We start from the raw sequence: 21,705 nt of genomic DNA on the forward strand, positions 1-21,705 counted from the left end.
TCACTGATCGGGCAACAAGCTTGAGGGGGTCATAAGGGCTTCTCTATAAGGGATATTTGGCAGTCGTTGCAATCAATCTGACGCTGAATGCACTGCGGAATCCCCTTACGTGTTGCAATGAGCTGGGGGTGAACGCGTAGATCCACTAGGGTCACGCGCGTGACCTTGAGCCCCGCTCCCAGCCGCTCGCCGTCGTCCCTCGCCGGTGTGCTGGCGACGGGCTCGCTGCTCGTACTGGGCGTGCTCTGCATCGCCCTGCGCGTCCCGATGGCCGACGATCTGGCCCGGGGCCTCTCCGCCGCCGAATGGCGCCCGCCCGCCGGGTACCCGCCGTTCGCGGCGATCCTGTTCACCCCGGCGGCCTGGCTGCCGACCGGGTTACTGAAAGCCGTGCTCCTCCTCGGCAACGCCGCCCTGCTCGCCCTGCTGATCGCCCTGTCCTGCCGGCTCGCGGGACTGCCGGCCAGGACCGCGCCCGTCCTGGCCGCCACCATCGCCGGTCTGTGGCTGGAGCCGCTGTTCCAGGCCCCGCTCCCCGGTCAGGTCAACCTCGCCCTCGCCTGCCTGGTCCTGTGGGACCTGGCCCGCCCCGGTGCCGCGCTCGGCAAGGGCTTCGCACTGGGAACCGCCGCCGGGATCACCCTGACCCCGGCGGTCCTCGTCCCGTACCTGCTGGCCACCCGCCGGGTGCGGGCCGGGCTGACGGCACTGGCCGCCCTGGCCGGCACCGCCCTGCTCGGACGGCTGGTCCTGCCCGAGGAATCCGCCGCGTTCTGGTCCCGGCACCTGGCCGCCACCGGCCGCGCCCTCGTGCTGGACGGGCCGGGCCTGTGGGTCTGGTGCGTCCCGCTGCTCACCGTGCTCGTCGCGCGGGTCCGCACCGCCCGCAACCGGACGGTCAGTCGTTCGCCAACAGCTCGTCGGCGTCCATGATCCGGTAGGCGTACCCCTGCTCGGCGAGGAACCGCTGCCGGTGCGCGGCGAAGTCCTGGTCGATCGTGTCGCGCGCGACGACCGAGTAGAAACGCGCCTCGTGGCCGTCCGCCTTCGGGCGCAGGACACGGCCCAGGCGCTGCGCCTCCTCCTGGCGCGAACCGAAGGTGCCCGACACCTGGATGGCGACCGTGGCCTCCGGCAGGTCGATGGAGAAGTTCGCGACCTTCGAGACGACCAGTACGCTGATCTCGCCCTCGCGGAAGGCGTCGAAGAGCTTCTCGCGCTGCGCGTTGGAGGTCTCGCCCTTGATGACGGGCGCGCCCAGGTGCTCACCGAGCTCGTCGAGCTGGTCGATGTACTGCCCGATGACGAGGGTCTGCTCGCCCCGGTGCTTGCGCACCAGCGCCTCGGTGACCTTCCGCTTCGTCGCCGTCGTCGCGCAGAAGCGGTACTTCTCCTCCGTTTCGGCGGTCGCGTACGCCAGGCGCTCGGACTCGGTCAGGTTGACCCGGACCTCCACGCAGTCGGCGGGCGCGATGTAGCCCTGCGCCTCGATCTCCTTCCACGGGGCGTCGAACCGCTTCGGCCCGATCAGTGAGAAGACGTCCGACTCCCGCCCGTCCTCGCGCACCAGCGTCGCCGTCAGGCCCAGCCGGCGCCGCGCCTGCAGGTCGGCGGTGAACTTGAAGACCGGCGCGGGCAGCAGGTGCACCTCGTCGTAGACGATCAGGCCCCAGTCCCGGGAGTCGAAGAGCTCCAGGTGCGGGTAGACGCCCTTCCGCTTCGTCGTCAGGACCTGGTACGTGGCGATCGTGACCGGCCGGATCTCCTTGCGGGTGCCGGAGTACTCGCCGATCTCGTCCTCCGTCAGCGACGTCCGCCTGACCAGCTCGTGCTTCCACTGGCGAGCCGACACGGTGTTCGTGACCAGGATCAGCGTGGTCGCCCTGGCCTTCGCCATCGCGCCCGCGCCGACGAGCGTCTTGCCGGCGCCGCAGGGCAGCACGACCACGCCGGAGCCGCCGTGCCAGAAGCCCTCGACGGCCTGCTGCTGGTACGGGCGCAGTGCCCAGCCGTCCTCCGCCAGGTCGATCGGGTGCGCCTCGCCGTCGACGTAGCCGGCGAGGTCCTCGGCGGGCCAGCCCAGCTTGAGCAGCGTCTGCTTGATCTGTCCGCGCTCGGAGGGGTGCACGGCCACGGTGTCCGGGTCGAGCCGCGCCCCGACCAGCGGGGTGATCTTCTTCGACCGCAGGATCTCCTCCAGCACCGGCCGGTCGGTGCTGGTCAGCACCAGGCCGTGCACGGGGTGCTTGGAGAGGGTGAGGCGGCCGTACCGGGCCATGGTCTCGGCGACGTCGACGAGCAGCGCATGCGGCACCGGGTAGCGGGAGTACTCCACGAGCGCGTCGACGACCTGCTCGGCGTCGTGCCCGGCGGCCCGGGCGTTCCACAGCCCGAGCGGGGTGATCCGGTAGGTGTGGATGTGCTCGGGTGCACGCTCCAGCTCGGCGAACGGAGCGATGGCGCGGCGCGCGGCCCCGGCGAGCTCGTGGTCGACCTCCAGCAGGAGGGTCTTGTCGCTCTGGACGATAAGTGGACCATTCACGCGCGGCGCCCCGTTTCACTCAGGTCAAACCTCCAGTGTGCCGTACGGCGCCGGGGCTGGGAACACGTCGCCCCGGCGGGTCAGCCGCCCAGTCCCGCGCGCAGCAGGCCGGGGACGGGGCCGAACGGGTCGAGGACGCCGCCCCGCGACGTTGCGGCCCGATGATCGTGAAAGTGCTGTCATAGGGTGGCCGTCGCTCAGGCGACCGGGGGGACCGGAACCTCCTGACGAACGGACGCTCATGACCTCCACGCGGTTCGACCGGTCGCGCCTCCTCGACCCCTCGCCGCCCGCCGCCACGGTCGTCCACGACGTCGGCCTGCTCCTGCTGCGTCTCGCCGTCGGCCTCACCATGGCCGCCCACGGCACGATGAAGCTTTTCGGCTGGTTCGGCGGCCCGGGCCTCACCGCGACCGGCAAGGGCTTCTCCGCGGCCGGCTATCCCGCCGGGGACGCCATGGCCGTCATCGCCGGTCTCTCCGAGACCCTCGGCGGCCTGGGTCTGGCCCTCGGCCTGCTGACCCCGCTCGCCGGCGCCGCCCTGACCGGCGTCTTCGTCAACATCCTCGCGGTCCGCGGCTTCGGTGCCTACTTCCCGCCCAAGGGCGTGGAACTCGAAGTGGTGCTCTTCGCCTCGGTCATCGCCCTCACGCTCACCGGGCCCGGCCGCTATGCCGTCGACCACCACCTCCCGGTACTGCGCGCATCACGGCCCCAGTACTCCCTGCTCGCCCTGCTGGTGGGTGCCGTCGCGGGCTTCGTCGTCCTGCTCATCCGGGACTGACGGCACGGCACCACCACACGGCACCGCAGGGCGGGCGCTCACGCGCCCAGGTGTTCCAGCGGACCCGACGGGTAGGGGGTCTCCACCGGCAGCAGGGCGCGGGCCGCGTCCTCGGCCCCCTCCGCGCCCGACCGGAGCAGGCCGTGGATCTCCCGGACCAGCGGGGTCACATCGCGGATGGAGACCGTCCACGCGTCGGCGTACGCCCGCGACGCCGGACCCGACAGGCCCAGCTGGAGCGAGCGGTAGGGCAACGGGTTCAGGTGCAGGTCGCGCTCGGGGTCCCACTGCACGCGGGCGGGCGCCGCGCGCAGCGACTCCTGCCAGGACGCCCGGTCGGCGTGTACGCCCGCCTCGAAGTGCGACAGGCAGGCCCCGCGCAGTGCCCGGTCGAAGCCCTCGCGGGTGATCTCGACCGCCAGTACCGTTTCCTGGTCGGCCTTGGTGGCCCAGCCGCAGCGGTACATCATCCACAGGAACGACGGCTTGATCCACGTCATCCGCTCGCGCTTCCAGGCGGGCGGGAAGCGGTTGTCGCGGGCGGCCGGGACCCCGAGACGGGGTGCGTAGGCCTGGTAGACGGTGAGGGTGGTGTCGGTGTGGGCGGCGCGGATCCGGCGGTGCGGTACGGCTTGCATGACCCCAGCGTGCCGAGCGCCCGGCGGCCCGGCCAGCCGTTTTCCGCACCCGTGAGGGACCGTCACGGGGGCACCGCTCCCGGACCCTCGCGCCCCGATCGCCGCCACGGCTCGTCTCAGAGGTGTTCGTCCGCCAGTTCCGCCACGCCGGTCACGCGGTGCAGGGCGTAGGTGCGGACCTCGTCCGCCGTGTGGTCGTAGCCCGTGACGAAGCCGCCCTCGACGCGCACCGGGGCGATGACCCGCTGGCTCGCGGCGCCGTCCGCGTTCACGTAGCCGATCCACACCGCCGACCCCGTCAGGGCCGCCGCCTGTACCGTCGCCAGCGTCTCCGCCGCGCTCGTGCGCGGGAGATCGCCCGGCACGGCGGCGGCCGGCCCCGGCTCCTTGCGGACCGCCGTCGCCGCCAGGTCGCCCGCACGGATCGCCCGTACGGCCGCCCCGAGCAGCGTCGCGTCCGGCACCGGCGGACCGTCCGGTACCGGTACGGGTGCCGAGCGGGCCGGTGTGCGGTGGGCGTCGGCCCGTGCCACCAGCACGTCGCCGGTACCGGACTCCGCGGCCGGCGCGTACCCCATCGCCCGCAGGCCCTCCAGCAGCGCGGTCGGTTCGGCCCGCGCGGCCAGCACCGTGGGCGCCAATCGGCGCAGCCCCAGCCCCGCCGAGCGCTTGTCCGCCAGGATCTCGCCCAGCATCGCGTCGTCGTCGCAGCGCACGTACGAGGAGGCCGCGCCGACCCGCAGGTGTCCGTGCCGGCGGGCCACGTCGTCGATCAGGTACGCCAGCGGCTGTGGCACCGGCGTACGGCTGTGCTCCTTGAGGAAGGCGTGCAGGTCGGCGGCGGCATGGCCGGCGTCCAGTGCCCGCCGCACCGATCCCGGAGTGAAGCGGTACACCGTCGCCCCGCCCTTGGACTCCACGTCGGCGAGCACCGCGAGGGTGTCCCCGAGCGGGCGGCGCAGCGGTCCCGGCGCCACCGCCGTCAGGTCCGCCTGCAGCAGTACGTGGTCGACCGGCTCCGGCAGCAGCGGTGCCAGGAGCGGCGCCGGGTCCCGGTGTTCCAGCAGGGCCCGGCCGGGCCCCGACAGGGCGCCCCTGCCGGTCACCCCGAGGACCTCCGCCTCGGTCAGCGCCCAGCCCGCCAGCCGGGCCCGCAGGTCGCTCGGCGTGCGCACGGGACGCTCCCACGCGAGCCGCGCCAGCACCGCCTCCGCATCGGGGGAGCCGCCCTCCGGCAGGTCCGCGAGGAGTTCCAGGACGCGCCGGCGCACCTCGGGCGCGGCGGAGCGGTCCAGTTCGGGGCCGAGCGCCGACAGGGTGCGCGCCTTCGCGTCCTGCTCGCCGACCAGGCCGGCCGTACGGGTCGCCGGCAGCCAGGCGGCGGCCAGCGCCGACCACCGTTCGGCGGGCGGCAGTTCGCGCCAGTCGTCGAAGGCCGGGGTGGGCGCGTACCGCTCGTCGGCCTCCCCGTCGCTGGCCAGCAGCCCGGCCGCGTAGGCCAGTTCGATCCAGAACGCCGCGGACGCCTCGGTGGTGTCCAGGGCTGCCGCGGCCCGCTTCAGGTCCCGTACGGACAGCCCGCCCGCCCGCAGCACCGGCGGACCGGTGTGCTCCCAGGACTTCACCAGCTCCTCGACGGTGGCCAGCGCGGCCAGCGCCTGGCCGGCGGCGTTCGCGTCCACGAGCGGTGGCCGGTGCTCGCGGTGCGCGGTCACCGGCGGAGCCACCGGCGAGGTGTCCCGGTGGGCGAGGCCGCCGCGCAGGTGCAGTGCCACCTCCCGCGGCAGGACCACGGTCCGTGCCGTCGCGGGCAGCAGCAGACCCCGGTCGCGCAGCCAGCGCACCGGCGGTGCCGGGTTCGGGGTCACCTCTCCGTACGGCGGACCCCACACCAGCCGGCCCAGCACCTGGTGCGCCTCGGCCGGGGCCTCGTCCAGCAGCGCGGACATCCGCTCCGGGTCGGTGAACAGCGCGGTCAGCGCCGTGACCGCGGAGACCGGGTCGTGCGTGGCGGGCAGCCCGGCCGCCGCCACGATCTCCTGCACCCGCGTCGGCGACATCCCGGCGGTGGCCTCGGCGACGGTCGGCCCCAGTCCGGTCGGCGAAGGCCGCTGCGCGGATGGTGCGAGCAGCTCGCGGGCGGTGCGCACCAGACGCAGCCGGTCCTCGGCGCCCCACACCAGGGCCTGGTCGCGCAGGGTGGCCAGGGCCCGGGGGAGCGCGGTACGGGCCCGCTCGTCCTCGCCGCCGGTCAGCAGCCCCTCCAGCACCGGGTACGGGCACGGGTCGGGGGCCACGGCGAGGGCTTCGACCGTCTGCAGGGTGAACCGGTCCAGCCGCTCCAGGGCCCGCACCACCGAGGCCCGGGTCCCGGCGCGCGTGGCGAGCTGGGTCACGTCGCCCGGGACCGGGTTCAGCAGGTCCGGGCGGGAGTGCAGCAGGGCACAGAGCGCGGCGTCGTCGCGGGCGCGCAGCGCCTCGGCGAGGGAGCGCGGGGACGTCGTCCCGGTCCCGTTCTCCGGAGCTCCCGCAGCAGTGCTTGGCTCGGGCACAGTCGCCTCCCGGTCGCGTCGGCCGGTCGTGTCGGCCGGTCCCCATCCGGCCAACGGTATCCGCTGCGCCCGGGGCGGCTCCACGGGTGCACGCGCTACCTTCGGGAGAGGCGGTACGGGAGGAGCCTGGGCGTGGGGATCGAAAGCGACCACCTGGTCTACGAATATCTGAGCGCCGTCGGGGACTTGGCGCAACGACGGCACCTCGCCTCCGGTGACCGGATGAGGCTCGTGGCGGGCCTGCGGGACGAGATCGACCGTCGGCGCGCCAAGTACGACCCGGAGACCCCGGCGGCCGTACGCCGCATCCTGGAACGCATCGGCACGCCCGAGGAGGTCCTGGACGCCCTCGGCTCCGGGCAGGGCGCGGCTTCCGCCGCAGGCCCCGCCGAGCAGGTCCCGTCGGTGCCCGCCCAGCGGGCCGCCGGCCGGCTGCGCCTGCCCGGGGTGCCCCCGCCGCGGCCGGCGCCCGAGCAGGAGCCCGAGGCGCAGAACGTGCCGCCGCACCTGGCCGGGCTGGACGAGCTCGGACCGTCCGGCGGGGCCGAGCCCGACTGGTGGCGGATGACGCCCGGCGGCTACGGACGCGGCCCGCAGGTCGAGGGCTTCGCGGGCGGCATCGAGATGCCGGGCCCGTTCGAGAAGGAGCCGGGGCAGGACGCCGAGGAGGAGGCGGCGGGGGCAGCGGGTGCACCCGGGCCGCCGGACTCGCGTACGCGGACCCTCGTACGGTTCCTGCGCGACCGGCGCCGGGCGAAGGCGGCGGCCGCCGCGGAGGCCGGGGCGCAGCCGGAGGAGGCCACGGCTCCGGCCCGTCCGCGGCCCAACGCCTTCCTGCTGCTGGCCGCGGCGGTCCTCGTCGCCGGTGTCGTCAGCGGGCAGTGGCTGCTGCTCGTCATCGGCTGGCTGCTGCCGTACGCCTCCCGGGTGCTGGGGCCCGCCGAACGCAAGTGGGCCGTCTTCGGGCCGCCCGGTGTGTTCCTCGCGGGCGCCGCGGTGTGGCTGTGGGGCCGTACCCACGGCACGTGGGGCGAGAGCCTCGCCGACGACCAGGTCGGCGGCGCGGTTCAGGGGATGTGGCCGTGGCTGCTGCGGGGCGCCGCGCTGGCGTCCGTGCTGTACCTGGTGTGGCGGGCGCGCCGGCGCTGAGGCGACGCCGGGCGAAGGTCTCGAAGTCGAGGCCGCCGGCTGTCGCGTGGCGTCCGGCCTCCGGTCGGGGGCCCTGGTCCCGTATCCCGTCCCGCCGGTAGCCGGGCCCGAAGTCCCGCGCCGCGTCGAAAAGGTTGAACACGAGTTCCGGGAAGGTTCGCCGCACCGTCCACCACCGTCCGCCGCCCTCGGCACAATGGGCGGTATGAACCTCACCGTCGGCTTCGACCTCGACATGACCCTGATCGACTCCCGCCCGGGGATCCACGCCGCCTACCGGGCGCTGTCGGCCGAGACGGGGACGTACATCGACGCCGACGCGGCGGTCACCCGCCTGGGCCCGCCGCTGGACGAGGAGCTGGCGTACTGGTTCCCGCAGGCCGAGATCCCGGCCATGGCGGACCGCTACCGGGAGATCTACCCCGACCACGCCATCGCGCCGACCCCGGCCATGCCCGGCGCCCGCGAGGCCGTCGCCGCCGTCCAGGCGATGGGCGGCCGCGCGATCGTCGTCACCGCCAAGCACGAGCCCAACGCCCGCCTGCACCTGGAGCACCTCGGCATCGAGCCGGACGCGGTGATCGGCTGGCTGTGGGCGGAGGCCAAGGCGGGTGCGCTGCGCGAGCACGGGGCGCAGATCTACGTCGGCGACCACATCGGTGACGTACGCGGTGCCCGGACGGCCGGTGCACTGTCCGTGGCGGTGCCGACCGGCCCGTGCCCGGAGCCGGAACTGCGCGCCGCGGGCGCGGACGTGGTGCTGGCGGACCTCACCGCGCTGCCGCGGTGGCTCGCGGGGTACGTCGCCGTGCAGCCCGTCTAGGGCGTGCGGCCGGGCAGGGCCCGGGGCTCCTGGGAGGCGCGCGCCGCGTTGCGCTGTGCGGCCGCCGAGCGCAGCACGCCCGCGGCGGAGATCGCGAAGCCGAGGCCCATCAGCATGCACACGGCCCACGCGTACGACGGGAACGGGTCGGTGCCGAGGAACAGCGGGGCCATCGTGGCCAGAGTGGCCACGGCACCGGCGATGAACACGATGCCGCCGGCCCTGACCAGTCCGTCGCCGGGCCGTGCTTCGTCCGCATGAGGAGTAACAGTCACCTCACCAGGGTAGTTCCCTGGCCGAAGCAGCCGACCGTGAAGGACCGGGGAACGTCTTGTCACCCGGTCCCCGACCATTAGCCTTGAGGCGGCGGGTCACACATGACCCGCTGCGCTGTTGTCCGGAGCCGTTCGCGGCCCTTCGGACCCCCGACGAGCACAAGGACAGAGGACGGACGTGCCTACCGGCAAGGTCAAGTGGTTCAACAGTGAGAAGGGCTTCGGCTTTCTCTCCCGTGACGACGGCGGCGACGTCTTCGTCCACTCGTCGGTGCTCCCCGCCGGGGTCGATGCCCTCAAGCCCGGTCAGCGAGTCGAGTTCGGTGTCGTCGCCGGACAACGCGGTGACCAGGCACTTTCGGTGACCGTCCTGGATCCGGCGCCGTCCGTCGCGGCCGCCCAGCGCCGCAAGCCCGACGAGCTCGCCTCGATCGTGCAGGACCTCACCACCCTGCTGGAGAACATCACCCCGATGCTGGAGCGCGGCCGCTACCCCGACAAGGCGCACGGCACGAAGATCGCCGGTCTGCTGCGCGCGGTGGCCGACCAGCTCGACGTCTGACCGCGTAGGCACCTGCGCCCCGCCCCTCGTACAGGGTTTCCTGCGAGTGGCGGGGCGCCGTCGCGTACGGCGCCCGCACCGGCTACGGGAAGGCGAGCGCGTCCGGCGCGATGGCCGGTACCAGCCCCTCGGCCGCGGCCCTCGTCAGCAGCCCGCGCACCGCCGCGTAGCCGGATTCGCCCAGGTCCGCCGTGAACTCGTTGACGTACAGCCCGATGTGCTGGTCGGCGACGACCGGGTCCAGTTCCTGCGCGTGTGCGCGCACGTACGGGCGGGAGGCCTGCGGGTCGTCCCAGGCCATCCGAACGGAGGCGCGCGCCGATGCGGCCAGCTCGCGCAGCCGCTCCGCCCCCAGCGAGCGCTTCGCGATGATCGCGCCGAGCGGGATCGGCAGGCCGGTGGCGGACTCCCAGTGCTCGCCCATGTCGGCCAGGCAGTGCAGCCCGTAGTCCTGGTAGGTGAACCGGGCCTCGTGGATGACCAGTCCGGCGTCCACCCGGCCGTCGCGCACCGCCGGCATGATCTCGTGGAACGGCAGGACGACCACCTCGCCGACGCCCTCCGGCAGCACGTCCGCCGCCCACAGCCGGAAGAGCAGGTAGGCGGTGGAGCGCTCGCTCGGCACCGCGACGGTCCTCCCCACCAGGTCCAGGCCGGGCTCCCGGGTCAGGACCAGCGGTCCGCAGCCGCGCCCGAGCGCACCGCCGCAGGGCAGCAGCGCGTACTCCTCCAGCACCCACGGCAGCACCGCGTACGACACCTTCAGCACGTCCAGTTCGCCGCGCTCGGCCATCCCGTTGGTGATGTCGATGTCCGCGAAGGTGACGTCCAGTGCCGGGGCGCCCGGTACCCGGCCGTGCGCCCATGCGTCGAAGACGAACGTGTCGTTCGGGCAGGGCGAATAGGCGATCTTCAGCGCTTCACCGTCGGTCACGGTGGTGGTGTTGCTCATGGCGTTCTCCCCAGTTCGCGAGTACGGGCCCGAGCACGCGGAAGCCTTCGGCGAGCGCCGCCAGCGCGTCCCCGATCCGCCAGGCGGCACGGTCGCGCGGTCCCACGGTGTTGGACACGGCGCGGATCTCCAGCACGGGCAGGCCGTACGCGGCGGCCGCTTCCGCCACCCCGAAGCCCTCCATGGCCTCGGCACCGGCCAGCGGGTGCCGGGCCGTGAGAGCGGCCGCCCCGTCGGCGGTTCCGGTCACGGTGGACACGGTCAGTACGGGCGCCAGCAGGGCCCCGGTCGCCTCCGCGGCCCGGGCGGCCAGTTCGGCGGGCGGCAGGTGCACGCTGTGCCCGAAGCCCAGCGCCGCCACGTCGAGGAACCCTTCGGGGGTCTGTGCCCCGAGGTCGGCGGCGACGATCGCGTCCGCGACCACCAGGGAGCCGACCGGCGCGGCGGGCGCGAACCCGCCGCCGATGCCGGCGCTGACGACGAGCTCGTACTCGCCGAGGGCCAGCGCCGTGGCCGTGCCCGCGGCGGCCGCCGCGGGACCGACGCCGCCGACGAGCACGTCGAGGGCGATGCCCGGCAGGTCCCGGCGGGCGACGGGGTATCCCGCCCCGGACTGCGTCCGGGGACGCCCCGGGGGGAGCGTGCGCGGCTCGGGACCGGGACTGTCCGGATGAGGGGTCAGACCGGCGAGGACGGAGTCCGACTCCGCCCCCACCGCCGTCACGACGAGCGCGCGCACCGGTGTCGCCCGGTTACTTGAGCTTGAGGTTGAAGGACCAGACGGCGAGCGGCTTGCCGGCCTCGTCGATCTGCAGGAACGCCAGCCTCTTCGAGGTCGGGGCCTCGCCCTGGCCGCCCGTCGCGAAGACGTCGGCGCCGGGGAAGCTGCGGTAGGTGTTCGACGAGGGCTCGGTGATCGGCTGGCCGTCGAGCACCGCCGACCAGCGCTTGCCGTCCTCGACGATCGCCGGCTCGACGCCGAGCCGCAGCGTGTCGCCGCGGCCGTACTCGATGGTCTTGGGGTTCTTCAGGTTCGTGAGGCACTCCTGGACCTCGTCCACGGAGAGCTCCTTGCCGTCGTTGTGGCAAGTGGCCTCGGCGGAAACCGACTCGCTGCCGACCGTCACGGTCGCGAGCGGGGTCGGCTTGTCGCAGGCGGAGAGAAGGAGGAGGCCGGCGGACACGGCTCCGAGGGCCGCGACGCTGCGGCGGGCCCTACCCGAGAAAAGCGGTGCGGTCATGAGCCGAAGGCTATCGGGCCCCTGGGCTGCGCCGCTGCACGGGGTACCGCAGGCCCGCGGCGCGCCGCCGTTCGGCTTCCGGCCGGGTGGCCGTTCGGGGGTGGGCGTGGCGCCCTGTGGCTCCCCACCGGGGCGGGCGTGCCGTCGTCCGGGTTCCACCGGGGGCGGGTGTGACTCCCGCCGGGAACCGTGCGCGTGTCGTCGCCACCGCGCCCGTACGGGCGCGGCCGCGACGGGCGGGAGCCGGGGGGTCAGGCCACGCTGGGGCGGGACGGGCGTTGCCGCGAGTGGTGGCGAGGGGCCGAGATGACGCCGCGGACTGCCATGGCCGCGCCCAGCGCGACGATCGCCGCCGCCACCGACATGCCCAGTACGCCGTTCAGCGGCAGCGCGATGCCGATCGCCCCGCCCATCACCCACGCCACCTGCAGCAGCGTCTCCGAACGGGCGAACGCGGAGGTCCGCACCGCCTCCGGCACGTCCCGCTGGATCATCGCGTCCAGCGACAGCTTCGCCAGCGCCTGGCAGAAGCCCGCCGTCGCGGCCAGCACCGCCACGAACAGCCCGCTGTAGAAGACGGCCGCCAGCACCGCCACCCCCAGCGTCACGCAGAGCACCGACGCGACGATCGCCTCCGGCGCCCGCGCCCGCAGCCACGCGCCCACCGCCGTCCCGCAGGCGTTGCCCACCCCCGCCGACACGCCGACGATGCCCAGGGACACCGCCGCGCTCTGCCCCGCCAGCGGGTGCTCGCGCAGCAGGAACGCCAGGAAGAAGATCAGGAATCCGGACAGTCCGCGCATCGCCGCGTTCGCCAGCAGCCCGCACAGCACGCTGCGGCTGACGGTCCGCAGCCCCGGCCGCTTCGAGTGCGCCTCGTGCGTCGACAGCCGGGCGCGGCGCTCGCCCTTCGCCTCGTCCACCTTGTGCGGCAGCGTGAACGCGGCGAAGGTGCCGACCAGGAAGACGACGCAGGCCCCGTACAGCGGCCACTGCGGCCCGATCGAGTTCAGCCCGGCAGCCACCGGCGCCGCTGCGCCCGTGGCCAGCAGACCGGCCAGCGTGACCCGGGAGTTCGCCTTGACGAGTGAGAACTTCGGTGGGAGCAGCCGCGGGACCACGGCACTGCGTACGACTCCGTACGACTTGGACGCCACCAGCACGCCCAGTGCCGCCGGATACAGCTCCAGACCCCCCGTGGCCACCGCTCCCGACATGGTCACGGCGAGCAGCGCCCGCGCCAGCATCGCCGCCGCCATCGAGGCCCTGCGGCCGTGCGGCAGCCGGTCCAGCAGCGGACCGATCACCGGGGCCAGCACCGTGAAGGGCGCCATCGTGATCGCCAGGTACAGGGCCACCCGGCCCCGCGCCTCGTCCGTCGGCACGGAGAAGAACACCGTCGACGCCAGTGCCACCGTGATCATCATGTCGCCCGCGCCGTTGATCGCGTGCAGCTCGATCAGCTTGCCCAGGCCCGACTCGCCCGCCCCGTGCGCGTGCGTGGCCCGCCGGATCCCCTTGGCCGGACCGGTGATCGGACGGTGCAGAGCACGCCCGACAGCCCGGCCGGCCCGCCTGGCCGGTCCCGAGCCGTCGTCGGACGACCGTGCGGGTGCCACACTCGACATAGTGCCCCACCCGGGCCCCCCGCGGACGCCTCCCGGCGCGTCGCGGAACCGGCGGCTTGTCCGCGAATCGGACCTTGCATGTGTGCCCAGGGCTTGAGAGGAGGTAGCGTGCGTAGCGCGCCACCGGCGGTTGCTCCTGGCCGCGCGCCTCTTCGTGATCCCGCAGAATGGATCGCAGTGGGGTGTGCCCGGAGTCCGATCGGGTGCGGACGTCGACGCGGCCCTCTGGTCCGCTCCGCCCGCGCCTCGTACGGACAGCACCACCGGGTCGTTGTGGACGACAGTACGGACGGCGCACACGTGAGACGGCGTAGGAGAGAACGAGACCAGTGAGTGCTGCGACGACGCGAAGCCGTACCCCGCGTACCCCCGACCGCCTGTGCGTCGAGGCGGTGGAACTCGCCCGCGCGGCCGCCGAGGAGGCCGCCTTCCCCGGTGTGGTGGGCGCGCACGTCTCCGCCGTGGCGGAGGGCGACCGCGTCGTCACCCACTTCTTCGAGTCGAAGGAACCGGGATACCGCGGCTGGCGCTGGGCCGTCACCGTGGCCCGCGCCTCCCGGGCCAAGAACGTCACCCTCGACGAAACGGTGCTGCTCCCCGGCGACGACGCCCTGCTGGCCCCCGAGTGGGTGCCGTGGAGCGACCGGCTGCGCCCCGGCGACATGGGCCCGGGCGACCTGCTGCCCACCGAGGCCGATGACCTGAGGCTGGAGCCGGGCTGGTCGGGCGAGGACGCCCCGCCGCCGAACTCCGTGGTCTCCACCGAGATGGCCGAACTCGTCGAGGCGGAGGACGCCGACGTCACCGACCGTGTGACCGTTCCGGCCCGCGGATCCATCACGGCGGTCGCCGAGGAACTCGGCATGCGCCGGGCGCGCGTGCTCTCCCGCTACGGGCTGCACGGCGCGGCCGACCGCTGGGACGAGTCCTTCGGGGCGAAGACCCCGATGGCGCAGGCCGCCCCTGCGTCCTGTGTCTCCTGCGGCTTCCTCGTCGCCGTCGGCGGTTCGCTCGGCCAGGCCTTCGGCGTCTGCGCGAACGAGTTCAGCCCGGCCGACGGACGCCTGGTGTCGCTGTCCTACGGCTGCGGCGGCCACTCCGAGGCCGCGGTCATGCCGGCGCCGCTGCGGCCGGCCCCGCCGGTCCTGGACTCGATGGCCTCGGACGAGTTCGCACTGCGGCCGGCCGCCGACACGGGCTCGGTTCCGGCCCCGGACGCCCAGGCCGCGGACCCGGACCTCGGACACGCGTGACCCCCGCGGGCCCGCGGCGGCGCGGTGCGCGAGGTCCCGCCCCGTCAGCCCCGTCAGTCCTGCGTGCGGCGCCGGAAGAGGCGCTTCGCACCGAAGACCAGGGCCAGGCCGCCCGCGAGGACCAGGGCGCCCTTGCCGAAGCCGCCCGTCGGGCCCGGTGAGGTCGCCGCGTCCGGCGGAGATCCCGGTTGCGGCGAGGCGGAACCGCCGGACGGCGCCGCCGCGGCCACCGGGACCGCGATCACCTTGCTGTTGGTGCCCTCCGAGCCGAACATGAGCGTCGAGCCGTCCACCGTGTAGGTCACCGACTCCGCCTGCCCCTGCCACGGGGCGTTCACCCGCTCGCCCTCGCCCTCCGGCCGGCCGTCCTTCCACGGGTACGTCCGGGCGGTGAAGTAGCCACGCAGGGTCAGCCGGTTCCCGTCCGGGGAGAACGCCCCGTCCGTCACCCACGGGACGGGCGCGACCCGCCGGAAGACGTTGGCCCCGCCCGTCGACAGCTTCGCGGGGCCTTCGTACAGCGCGCCCTTGCTCTGGTCCTTGCTCGCGATGTAGACGCGGCCCGTCACCGGATGGACCATCAGGGACTCGGCGTCGCGCGGCCCGTCCTCGTACCGCACCGTGAACTGCGTTGCCTTGACGGTGACATCACCGAGTCGGCTCGGCTCCTGGAAGCGGTAGATCCACACGTGGTCCCAGGTGCCGCCGCGGTTGTCGCCGATGTCCCCGACGTAGAGCAGGCCGTCCGGGCCCAGCGAGATCGCCTCGATGTCGCGCGGCCTGCCGATCCCCGCCATGGTCACCCGGGCCACCGTGTCGCCGGTGGCCGAGTCCACCGCGTAGACGTAGGGGCCGTCCTCGCTGTCGTTGTGCGTCCAGTAGACGCCCGGATGGATGCGGCTGGCCGCCAGCCCGCTCGACTCCTTGATCCGCGGGTCCGAGATGGTGAACGAGGACGCGCCGGGGGGCTGCGCGGCGGACGCCGTGCCCGGCAGCACGGCGGCGAGGGCGGCGGCGAGTGCTGCGGCGGCGAGGGCGGCGGACGGCAGGGGCAGGCGCATCCTCCCAGCGTGCCAGTACGTGGCGCGTGTCCGGCGTCACAGAGGCTTCTGTCGCGCGATCCGCGATGATGACCGGATGCGTTTCATGTTCGTCGGCGACTCCATGACCATCGGACGCGCGGGCGACTACACCTGGCGCTACCGGATGTGGCAGCACCTCAACTCGACCTTCGGCGGCCCCTACCGGATCGTCGGCCCGCGCTGCGAGGTCTACGACACCGCCGCCGACGCGCCCATCAGCCACGAGTACGCCGCCCCCGGCTTCCCCGAGCACGCCCGCCGCCACCTCGCCGGCTGGGGCGAGGGCTGGCAGCACATGGCGCCCGTCATGGGCGAGACCGTGGCCGCGCACCGCCCGGACGTCCTGCTGGTCTCCCTGGGCCTGATCGACCTCGGCTTCTACACCGACGCCGGGCAGACCGCCGACAACGTCCGCCGCTTCATAGCGGGCGCCCGCTCCGCCCGCCCCGGCGTCCGCATGGTGTTGCTGCCCGTCATCCCGAACAGCCGCGCAGAGGAGGACGCCCCCTTCGCGGCCGAGGTGGCCCGGTTCAACGAGCTCCTCGCGAAGGCCGTGGCCGACCTCACCACGGACACCTCTCCGATCCTGCTGGCCGCGCGCCCGGCCGCCTACGACATCCACCGGGACACCTACGACGGCACCCACCCCAACGCCTCCGGCGAGCACCGGCTCGCGGGGGAGTTCGCCGCGGTCCTGCACCAGGCCTGGGGCATCGGCGGGCCCTACCGCCCCGGGCACGACGCCGGGCCGGCGTCCTGACGGCCGAAGGGGTGGAGGCGGCCGCCGCCGCCCGAGGGGACGGCGACCACCGTGCGGACGGCTGTCCGACTACCAGGCGAAGGCCTCCGGGGACGGTCCCGGCCCGGGGAAGATCTCGTCCAGGCCGGTCAGCAGTTCCTCGCCGAGCTCCAGTTCCAGCGCGCGCAGGGCACCGTCCAACTGCTCGGCGGTGCGCGGGCCGACGATGGGGCCCGTCACTCCCGGCCGGGTGAGCAGCCAGGCCAGGGCGGTCTCGGCGGGATCCAGGCCGTGCTTGTCGACCAGGTCCTCGTACGCCTGAACCTGGGCCCGTACCGAACTGTTGGCCAGCGCGTCCGCGGAGCGCCCCGACGCGCGGCGGCCGCCCTTGGCCTCCTTCTTGATGACCCCGCCCAGCAGTCCGCCGTGCAGCGGCGACCACGGGATGACCCCGAGGCCGTAGTCCTGGGCGGCCGGGACGACCTCCATCTCGGCCCGCCGTTCGGCGAGGTTGTAGAGGCACTGCTCGCTGACCAGGCCGACCATCCCGCGCCGGGCGGCCGTCTCATTGGCCTGGGCGATCTTGTAGCCGGGGAAGTTGGAGGAGCCGGCGTAGAGGATCTTGCCCTGCTGGATCAGCACGTCGACGGCCTGCCAGATCTCCTCGAAGGGGGTCCGGCGGTCGATGTGGTGGAACTGGTACAGGTCGATGTGGTCGGTCTGGAGCCGCTTGAGGCTGGCCTCGACGGCCCGGCGGATGTTCAGTGCCGACAGGCGGTCCTCGTTGGGCCAGGTCTCGCCCTCACGGGACATGGAGCCGTAGACCTTGGTGGCCAGGACGGTCTTGTCGCGGCGGCCGCCGCCTTGGGCGAACCAGGTTCCGATGATCTCCTCGGTGCGCCCCTTGTTCTCACCCCACCCGTACACATTGGCCGTGTCCACGAAATTCAGACCTGCGGCGAGGGCGGCGTCCAGGATGCCGTGGCTGGTCGGTTCGTCTGTCTGCGGACCGAAGTTCATCGTGCCGAGGACGAGTCGGCTGACCTTGAGTCCGGTGCGTCCGAGCTGCGTGTACTTCATGGGGCACAAGCCAACTGCTTCGAGTCCACTCCAGGCAAGAGCAGGGCGCTCGGCCGCTCCTCGGGTGTCGGCGCGTCCCGGGGCAGCGGGCCGACCGCAGGGCCGGTCACCGGTCCGCTCGCCGGTTCTGCGTACGCCGGGGACTCGCCCCGGCGCCGGGTGCCGGGCGCCATCGAGCTGGGGCCGGGCGAGGAGGTGCAGGCCTACTGGCCGGTGGCGGCAGCCACGGCGACGACGAGGAACATCAGCACGAGCACACCGGCCATCACACGGTTTCGGGTCTTGGGGTCCACCCGTCGAGCCTAACGCGGCAGCCCCTGCGTCGTGGACGCAGGGGCTGTGCCGCGAGGGGTGCGCTGCCGGCCGTGGCCGGGCGGTCACTGCCAGCTCATGTCACCGTTCTGGGCGGCGACCGGGGGCTTGGCGGCGGCGATCGGGGCGGCGGAAGCCACCGCCGGGGTGCCCAGGACCAGGGCGAGGGCGACGACCGCGGCGGCCTTGACGAGGCGGGTGGCGTTCATGATGTCCGGTGTCCCTTCGGTTGCCATGAGGCGTATCGGCGGTGGCTTCCCGGTCGGTCCCGCACCCCGCGGTGGCGCTGTCCCCTTTCCGGTGAGACATAGCTAAGCCGCAGCTCAGCGGGGGGAGAAGGGGTATCTGCTGGCCCAAACCGTCCGTGGACGGATGAGGACAGCGGTCGCCACGCCCCCGGCTGTCAGCCGCTCCGCCGCTCCATCAGGGACACCGGCATCAGCGGGACGCCGACGTCCAGCAGGCGGGCCGCGGGCAGGGCCCGCGCGCCGAGCAGGCGGCGGCAGACCGACTCGGCGTGCCGCTCCGCCTCCTCCAGGGAGTCCGAGAGGAGGTAGAAGCCGAGGGTGAAGTGCTCCGCGGACTGCGGGTGCACCGCCAGGTGCTCCACCCGGTCCCTCGGCCTCAGGCCGGCGCGGGCAGCCTCGCGCAGATCGTCGGGCACTTCCACCGGGGGCACCGTCCGCAGACGGGCATGGACGAGGTACATGCCTCCACCGTCGCGTCGCCGCCCCCGTGCCCGACACCGATCCGGCAGGCCGGTTGCGGCCGTGGACGCATCTGGCCATCCGCCGCTTCTTTGAGATGATCTTTCACAGTGAAGTGCCAACGGGGGTGGGGGGAACCACATGTTGACCGAACTGGGCCTCGATGCGAGAGCCGAAGCCGTCTACCGCGCCATGCTCATGGAACCCGGGTCGGGTGTCGCCGCGCTCGCCGACGCCGTCGGGATCGGCGAGAGCGGCGTACGCGAGGCCCTGGACCTGCTGAGTGAGCTGGCCCTGGTCCAGCCGTCGGCCGACGACAGCGGGCGGTTGCGGGCCGTCTCCCCGGACATCGGGATGGAGATCCTGATGGCCCGGGGCCAGGCGGAGCTCGCCGCGCAGCAGCAGCGGCTGGAGGCGTCCCGGGCCGCCGCGGCCAGGCTGATCTCCGAGTACTCGGAGCTGCGGCCGGCCGCCCGACACCCCGGCGTGGAGCAGCTCATCGGGCTCGACGCGGTCCGTGACCGACTGGTCGCGCTGACCAGGGAGACGAAGGAGGAGCTGCTGGCGTTCTCGCCGGACGCGACGCTGAGCGAGTCGGCCCTGGCCGCCTCGCGCCCTCTGAACAGAACGCTGCTGGAACGCGGCGTCCGCATGCGCACCCTCTATCTCGACAGCGTGCGCAACAGTCGGCCCTCCGTCGAGCACGCCAACTGGCTCACGGAGCTCGGCGGCCAGGTCCGTACGGCAGCGTCGCTGCCGACCCGGATGCTCATCGTCGACCGCCGGACGGCGTTGATCCCGGTGAGCGACGACTCCGCGGCGGGTGCCGTCGTCCTGAGCGGGCACGGGATGCTGGTCGCCCTCTGCGCGCTCTTCGAGTCGACGTGGGCGACGGCGCAGCCGCTGGCGGAGGTGGCGGTCCTGGGTCCGGACGGGCTGACCTCCCAGCAGGCCGCCGCCGTACGCCTGTTGGCGGAGGGGCACACGGACGAGGCGATAGCCAAGCGGCTGGGGGTCTCCTCGCGTACGGCCCGGCGCATCGCCAACGAGCTGATGGAACGGCTCGGCGCCCGCAGTCGCTTCGAGGCCGGGGCCCGGGCCGTCCAGGAGGGCTGGCTGCCGACGCGGGCCTGAGGCCCGCAGGCGCCGCTCCGGCAGGCGCCGCACACGAAGGCCGCCCGGCGGGTTCACGAAAGTGGTCCCGCCGGGCGGCCTTTCGCATGCGTGGAGGCAACCGGATCAGGCCACTGTGGACGGGTCCGGCCAAGGCCCTTTCGGGCCAGTTGATCTCTCTTCCGTCCGGCCCTGGCAGCGGCGAATCTAATGCCTGTCAGCGGGGCAGCCGCCCCGGAGGCAAGGACCGAAGGCCCTGAAGCCCCTCAACGGACGCCACCGCGGGACGTCCGAGGGCGATGGGTTCAAGCCACCAGTCATGCATACCGAAAGGACGAACCACGCCATGCGCAAGGGAATGCTCCGGGCCACCGCGGTCGTCGCCCTCACCCTCGGCATCACCTCCGTCGCACCGATGGCCTCCGCCCACGCCCCGGCCCACCCGGTCGCGGTGTCGGGCAGCACGGCCGGTCAGGCGGGCCCCGCCGGAGCCCTGCCGGCAGCGGCGACGAGCCGTCCGTAAGGTCCCGCAGCCGGATCGCCCCGCACCACCGCCCCGCACCACCGCCCCGCACCACCGCGTCGCCCCGCGGGACCGCTGTACCTGCAGGACAGCCGTCCGTCCGCCACGTCGCACGCACCTCACACATGACGCACCGCGCACATCACGCACCGCGACCTCACCTACCGCACATCATGCAGCGCCACCGCCGGTCGAGCCCGCGCTCCCGGCCGTCACCCCAGACCTCGCCCGACCAGAACCGGAGCACAACCATGTCCCGATACGGGTTGAACGCCCGCCATGCCGCCGTAGCCGCCCTCGTCGCCGGGGCCGTCGCCGCCGGCGCCGTCGTCGCCGCCGACACCGCGGCGGTCGCCGCCCCGGCGGCGGTCACCGCCGAGCCGCCCGCCAACCCCGACTACGGCAGCCCCGGCCAGGGCCCCGAGGGGCCGGTCGACGGGGAGTCCCGGGCGACGGCCTTCGCCGCGGAGGCCACCACGAAGATCACCCGCAGTTCGGTGATAGCCCGGGCCAAGAGCTGGGTCGGCATCGGCCTGGTCTACTCCGGCGGCGGCCGTCACGGTGGATACCGCACGGACTGCTCGGGCTTCGTCTCGATGGCCTGGGACCTGGACTTCCAGCCGGCCACCAACACCTTCGCCTCCCGCGGCGTGACCGAGCCGATCACCAAGGCGGAACTGAAGGCGGGCGACGCCCTGCTGGACGACGACGCGGGCTCTGCCGGCCACGTCGTCCTCTTCGAGAAGTGGGCCAACTCCGGCCGCACCCAGTACTGGGGCTTCGACTTCACCCCCAGCGGAGTCCACCACCGCGTCTACGACTACCCGTACTACCCGGGCTACGGCCCCTACCAGCCCGTCCGCTACAAGAACATCGCCGACGACGTGACCACCCCGCCGGCGCCCGGACCCGGCATGACCGACCTCGTCGCCGCCGACATCAACGGCGACGCCGTGGACGACGTGGTCGGCGTCGAGGCCTCGACCGGCAAGCTGTGGCTCTACAAGGGCGCCTCCAACGGCACCATCGCGTCCGGCGGCAGCCGCGTCCTGATCGGCTCGGGCGGCTGGAACGGCATGTCCAACCTGACCGGCGGCGACTTCAACGGCGACGGCCGGGAGGACATCGTCGCGGTGGAGGAGGCCAGCGGAAAGCTGTACCTCTACCCGGGCACCGGCAGCGGCCTGAACTCCCGCAAGGAGATCGGCTCAGGCGGCTGGAACGGCATGTCCGAGCTGATGGGCGGTGACTTCAACGGCGACGGCAGGGCCGATGTCGCGGGCGTCGAGAGGTCCACCGGCAAGCTGTGGCTCTACAAGGGCAACGGCGCCGGATCGATCGGCGGCGGCAGCAGCCGCGTCATGATCGGCAGCGGCGGTTGGAACGGCCTGCACGACCTCGTCGGGATGGACATCGACAACGACGGCAGGACCGATGTCGTCGGCGCCGAGCAGTCCACCGGAAAGCTCTACCTCTACACCAGCAACGGCAGCGGCCTGAACTCCCGCAAGGAGATCGGCTCCGGCGGTTGGAACGGCATGAACGACCTGATCGGCGGCGACTTCACCTCGAACGCGAACGACGATCTCGTCGCCGTCGAGAAGGCCACCGGAAAGCTCTACCTCTACCCGGGCACCGGCACGGGTCTGGGGGCGCGCAAGGAGATCGGCTCGGGGGGCTGGTAGCCCCGCGCCGCGGCGCATCTCCCCGCTCACCTTGCGCAACTCCCCTTCCCTGACACCTTTTCTTG

Annotated in this window: 22 protein-coding genes; 10 read left to right on the forward strand and 12 right to left on the reverse strand. The window is 73.5% G+C overall.

The window, feature by feature from the left end; all coding sequences use genetic code 11:
• The first annotated feature begins 159 nt into the window (after window positions 1–159).
• Window positions 160–933 carry a glycosyltransferase 87 family protein gene (locus AW27_RS18700; protein WP_370466504.1) on the forward strand — a complete coding sequence of 258 codons (774 nt, stop codon included), beginning with the start codon at window positions 160–162 and terminating at the stop codon, window positions 931–933.
• Here AW27_RS18700 and AW27_RS18705 read toward each other — a convergent pair.
• Complete coding sequence (locus tag AW27_RS18705; RefSeq protein ID WP_037924773.1) at window positions 899–2,542, reverse strand: DNA repair helicase XPB; 1,644 nt, start codon at window positions 2,540–2,542, stop codon at window positions 899–901. The genes AW27_RS18700 and AW27_RS18705 overlap by 35 nt on opposite strands.
• A gap of 241 nt (window positions 2,543–2,783) precedes the next feature.
• Between AW27_RS18705 and AW27_RS18710 the strand changes: the two genes are divergently transcribed.
• The gene (locus AW27_RS18710; RefSeq protein ID WP_037924775.1) at window positions 2,784–3,326 is read left to right on the forward strand and encodes a DoxX family protein; all 543 of its coding nucleotides are present in this window, start codon (window positions 2,784–2,786) and stop codon (window positions 3,324–3,326) included.
• A 38-nt stretch (window positions 3,327–3,364) separates the two neighbouring features.
• On the opposite strand, the gene AW27_RS18715 is transcribed toward AW27_RS18710, so the two are convergent.
• Both AW27_RS18715 and AW27_RS18720 read right to left on the reverse strand, forming a co-directional pair.
• Entirely contained in the window at window positions 3,365–3,964 is a 600-nt protein-coding gene (locus AW27_RS18715; protein WP_037924777.1) for a DUF4291 domain-containing protein, read from the reverse strand.
• A 116-nt stretch (window positions 3,965–4,080) separates the two neighbouring features.
• The gene (locus AW27_RS18720; RefSeq protein ID WP_037924780.1) at window positions 4,081–6,516 is read right to left on the reverse strand and encodes a helicase C-terminal domain-containing protein; all 2,436 of its coding nucleotides are present in this window, start codon (window positions 6,514–6,516) and stop codon (window positions 4,081–4,083) included.
• A gap of 132 nt (window positions 6,517–6,648) precedes the next feature.
• Here AW27_RS18720 and AW27_RS18725 point away from each other — a divergent pair, with 132 nt between their 5' ends.
• Together AW27_RS18725 and AW27_RS18730 are read left to right on the forward strand one after the other, a co-directional pair.
• Window positions 6,649–7,665: a hypothetical protein gene (locus AW27_RS18725; protein WP_037924783.1), complete on the forward strand. Its 1,017-nt coding sequence runs from the start codon at window positions 6,649–6,651 to the stop codon at window positions 7,663–7,665.
• 196 nt (window positions 7,666–7,861) lie between these two features.
• Window positions 7,862–8,488 (forward strand): HAD family hydrolase, encoded by a 627-nt coding sequence (locus tag AW27_RS18730; RefSeq protein WP_037924785.1) that lies wholly within the window; start codon window positions 7,862–7,864, stop codon window positions 8,486–8,488.
• Here the strand turns inward: AW27_RS18730 and AW27_RS18735 are convergent.
• A complete protein-coding gene (locus tag AW27_RS18735) occupies window positions 8,485–8,763 on the reverse strand; it encodes a hypothetical protein (RefSeq protein ID WP_037924787.1) in 279 nt (92 codons plus the stop codon). The two genes, AW27_RS18730 and AW27_RS18735, sit on opposite strands and share 4 nt — an antisense overlap.
• Window positions 8,764–8,941: 178 nt before the next feature.
• Between AW27_RS18735 and AW27_RS18740 the strand changes: the two genes are divergently transcribed.
• Window positions 8,942–9,325 (forward strand): cold-shock protein, encoded by a 384-nt coding sequence (locus AW27_RS18740; RefSeq protein ID WP_037924790.1) that lies wholly within the window; start codon window positions 8,942–8,944, stop codon window positions 9,323–9,325.
• A gap of 82 nt (window positions 9,326–9,407) precedes the next feature.
• Here AW27_RS18740 and AW27_RS18745 read toward each other — a convergent pair whose 3' ends face one another.
• The 4 genes from AW27_RS18745 to AW27_RS18760 all read right to left on the reverse strand — a co-directional run bounded on the left by AW27_RS18745 (window position 9,408) and on the right by AW27_RS18760 (window position 13,146).
• Entirely contained in the window at window positions 9,408–10,277 is an 870-nt protein-coding gene (locus tag AW27_RS18745; protein ID WP_052031053.1) for a 1,4-dihydroxy-6-naphtoate synthase, read from the reverse strand.
• Window positions 10,246–11,016 (reverse strand): futalosine hydrolase, encoded by a 771-nt coding sequence (locus AW27_RS18750; protein WP_052031056.1) that lies wholly within the window; start codon window positions 11,014–11,016, stop codon window positions 10,246–10,248. The genes AW27_RS18745 and AW27_RS18750 overlap by 32 nt, the downstream gene beginning before the upstream one ends.
• Before the next feature lie 13 nt (window positions 11,017–11,029).
• Complete coding sequence (locus AW27_RS18755) at window positions 11,030–11,518, reverse strand: hypothetical protein (protein ID WP_037924792.1); 489 nt, start codon at window positions 11,516–11,518, stop codon at window positions 11,030–11,032.
• Window positions 11,519–11,769: 251 nt separating this feature from the next.
• Window positions 11,770–13,146, reverse strand: a complete 1,377-nt coding sequence (locus AW27_RS18760) for an MFS transporter (RefSeq protein ID WP_037924794.1) — start codon at window positions 13,144–13,146, stop codon at window positions 11,770–11,772.
• A 329-nt stretch (window positions 13,147–13,475) separates the two neighbouring features.
• Here AW27_RS18760 and AW27_RS18765 point away from each other — a divergent pair, with 329 nt between their 5' ends.
• Window positions 13,476–14,399, forward strand: coding sequence for a DUF3027 domain-containing protein (locus tag AW27_RS18765; RefSeq protein ID WP_037924796.1), 924 nt, complete (start codon window positions 13,476–13,478; stop codon window positions 14,397–14,399).
• Between the two features lie 53 nt (window positions 14,400–14,452).
• On the opposite strand, the gene AW27_RS18770 is transcribed toward AW27_RS18765, so the two are convergent.
• Window positions 14,453–15,460, reverse strand: a complete 1,008-nt coding sequence (locus AW27_RS18770; protein WP_037924798.1) for a hypothetical protein — start codon at window positions 15,458–15,460, stop codon at window positions 14,453–14,455.
• A 76-nt stretch (window positions 15,461–15,536) separates the two neighbouring features.
• Here AW27_RS18770 and AW27_RS18775 point away from each other — a divergent pair, with 76 nt between their 5' ends.
• The gene (locus AW27_RS18775; RefSeq protein WP_037924799.1) at window positions 15,537–16,241 is read left to right on the forward strand and encodes a GDSL-type esterase/lipase family protein; all 705 of its coding nucleotides are present in this window, start codon (window positions 15,537–15,539) and stop codon (window positions 16,239–16,241) included.
• Window positions 16,242–16,310: 69 nt separating this feature from the next.
• Here the strand turns inward: AW27_RS18775 and AW27_RS18780 are convergent, their stop codons facing one another.
• From AW27_RS18780 to AW27_RS18790, 3 genes are all read right to left on the reverse strand, one after another.
• A complete protein-coding gene (locus AW27_RS18780; protein ID WP_037924803.1) occupies window positions 16,311–17,300 on the reverse strand; it encodes an aldo/keto reductase in 990 nt (329 codons plus the stop codon).
• A gap of 377 nt (window positions 17,301–17,677) precedes the next feature.
• Window positions 17,678–17,821 (reverse strand): hypothetical protein, encoded by a 144-nt coding sequence (locus AW27_RS18785; RefSeq protein WP_157840289.1) that lies wholly within the window; start codon window positions 17,819–17,821, stop codon window positions 17,678–17,680.
• A gap of 194 nt (window positions 17,822–18,015) precedes the next feature.
• Window positions 18,016–18,321 (reverse strand): hypothetical protein, encoded by a 306-nt coding sequence (locus AW27_RS18790; RefSeq protein WP_037924805.1) that lies wholly within the window; start codon window positions 18,319–18,321, stop codon window positions 18,016–18,018.
• Window positions 18,322–18,460: 139 nt separating this feature from the next.
• Between AW27_RS18790 and AW27_RS18795 the strand changes: the two genes are divergently transcribed.
• The 3 genes from AW27_RS18795 (at window position 18,461) to AW27_RS18805 (ending at window position 21,640) form a co-directional block, all read left to right on the forward strand.
• Window positions 18,461–19,453, forward strand: coding sequence for a helix-turn-helix transcriptional regulator (locus AW27_RS18795; protein WP_037924807.1), 993 nt, complete (start codon window positions 18,461–18,463; stop codon window positions 19,451–19,453).
• 325 nt (window positions 19,454–19,778) lie between these two features.
• Window positions 19,779–19,955, forward strand: coding sequence for a hypothetical protein (locus AW27_RS18800; protein WP_157840290.1), 177 nt, complete (start codon window positions 19,779–19,781; stop codon window positions 19,953–19,955).
• A 251-nt stretch (window positions 19,956–20,206) separates the two neighbouring features.
• Entirely contained in the window at window positions 20,207–21,640 is a 1,434-nt protein-coding gene (locus tag AW27_RS18805; protein WP_157840291.1) for a C40 family peptidase, read from the forward strand.
• Window positions 21,641–21,705: the final 65 nt, after the last annotated feature.

This window comes from Streptomyces sp. PCS3-D2, assembly GCF_000612545.2.
Lineage (GTDB): Bacteria > Actinomycetota > Actinomycetes > Streptomycetales > Streptomycetaceae > Streptomyces.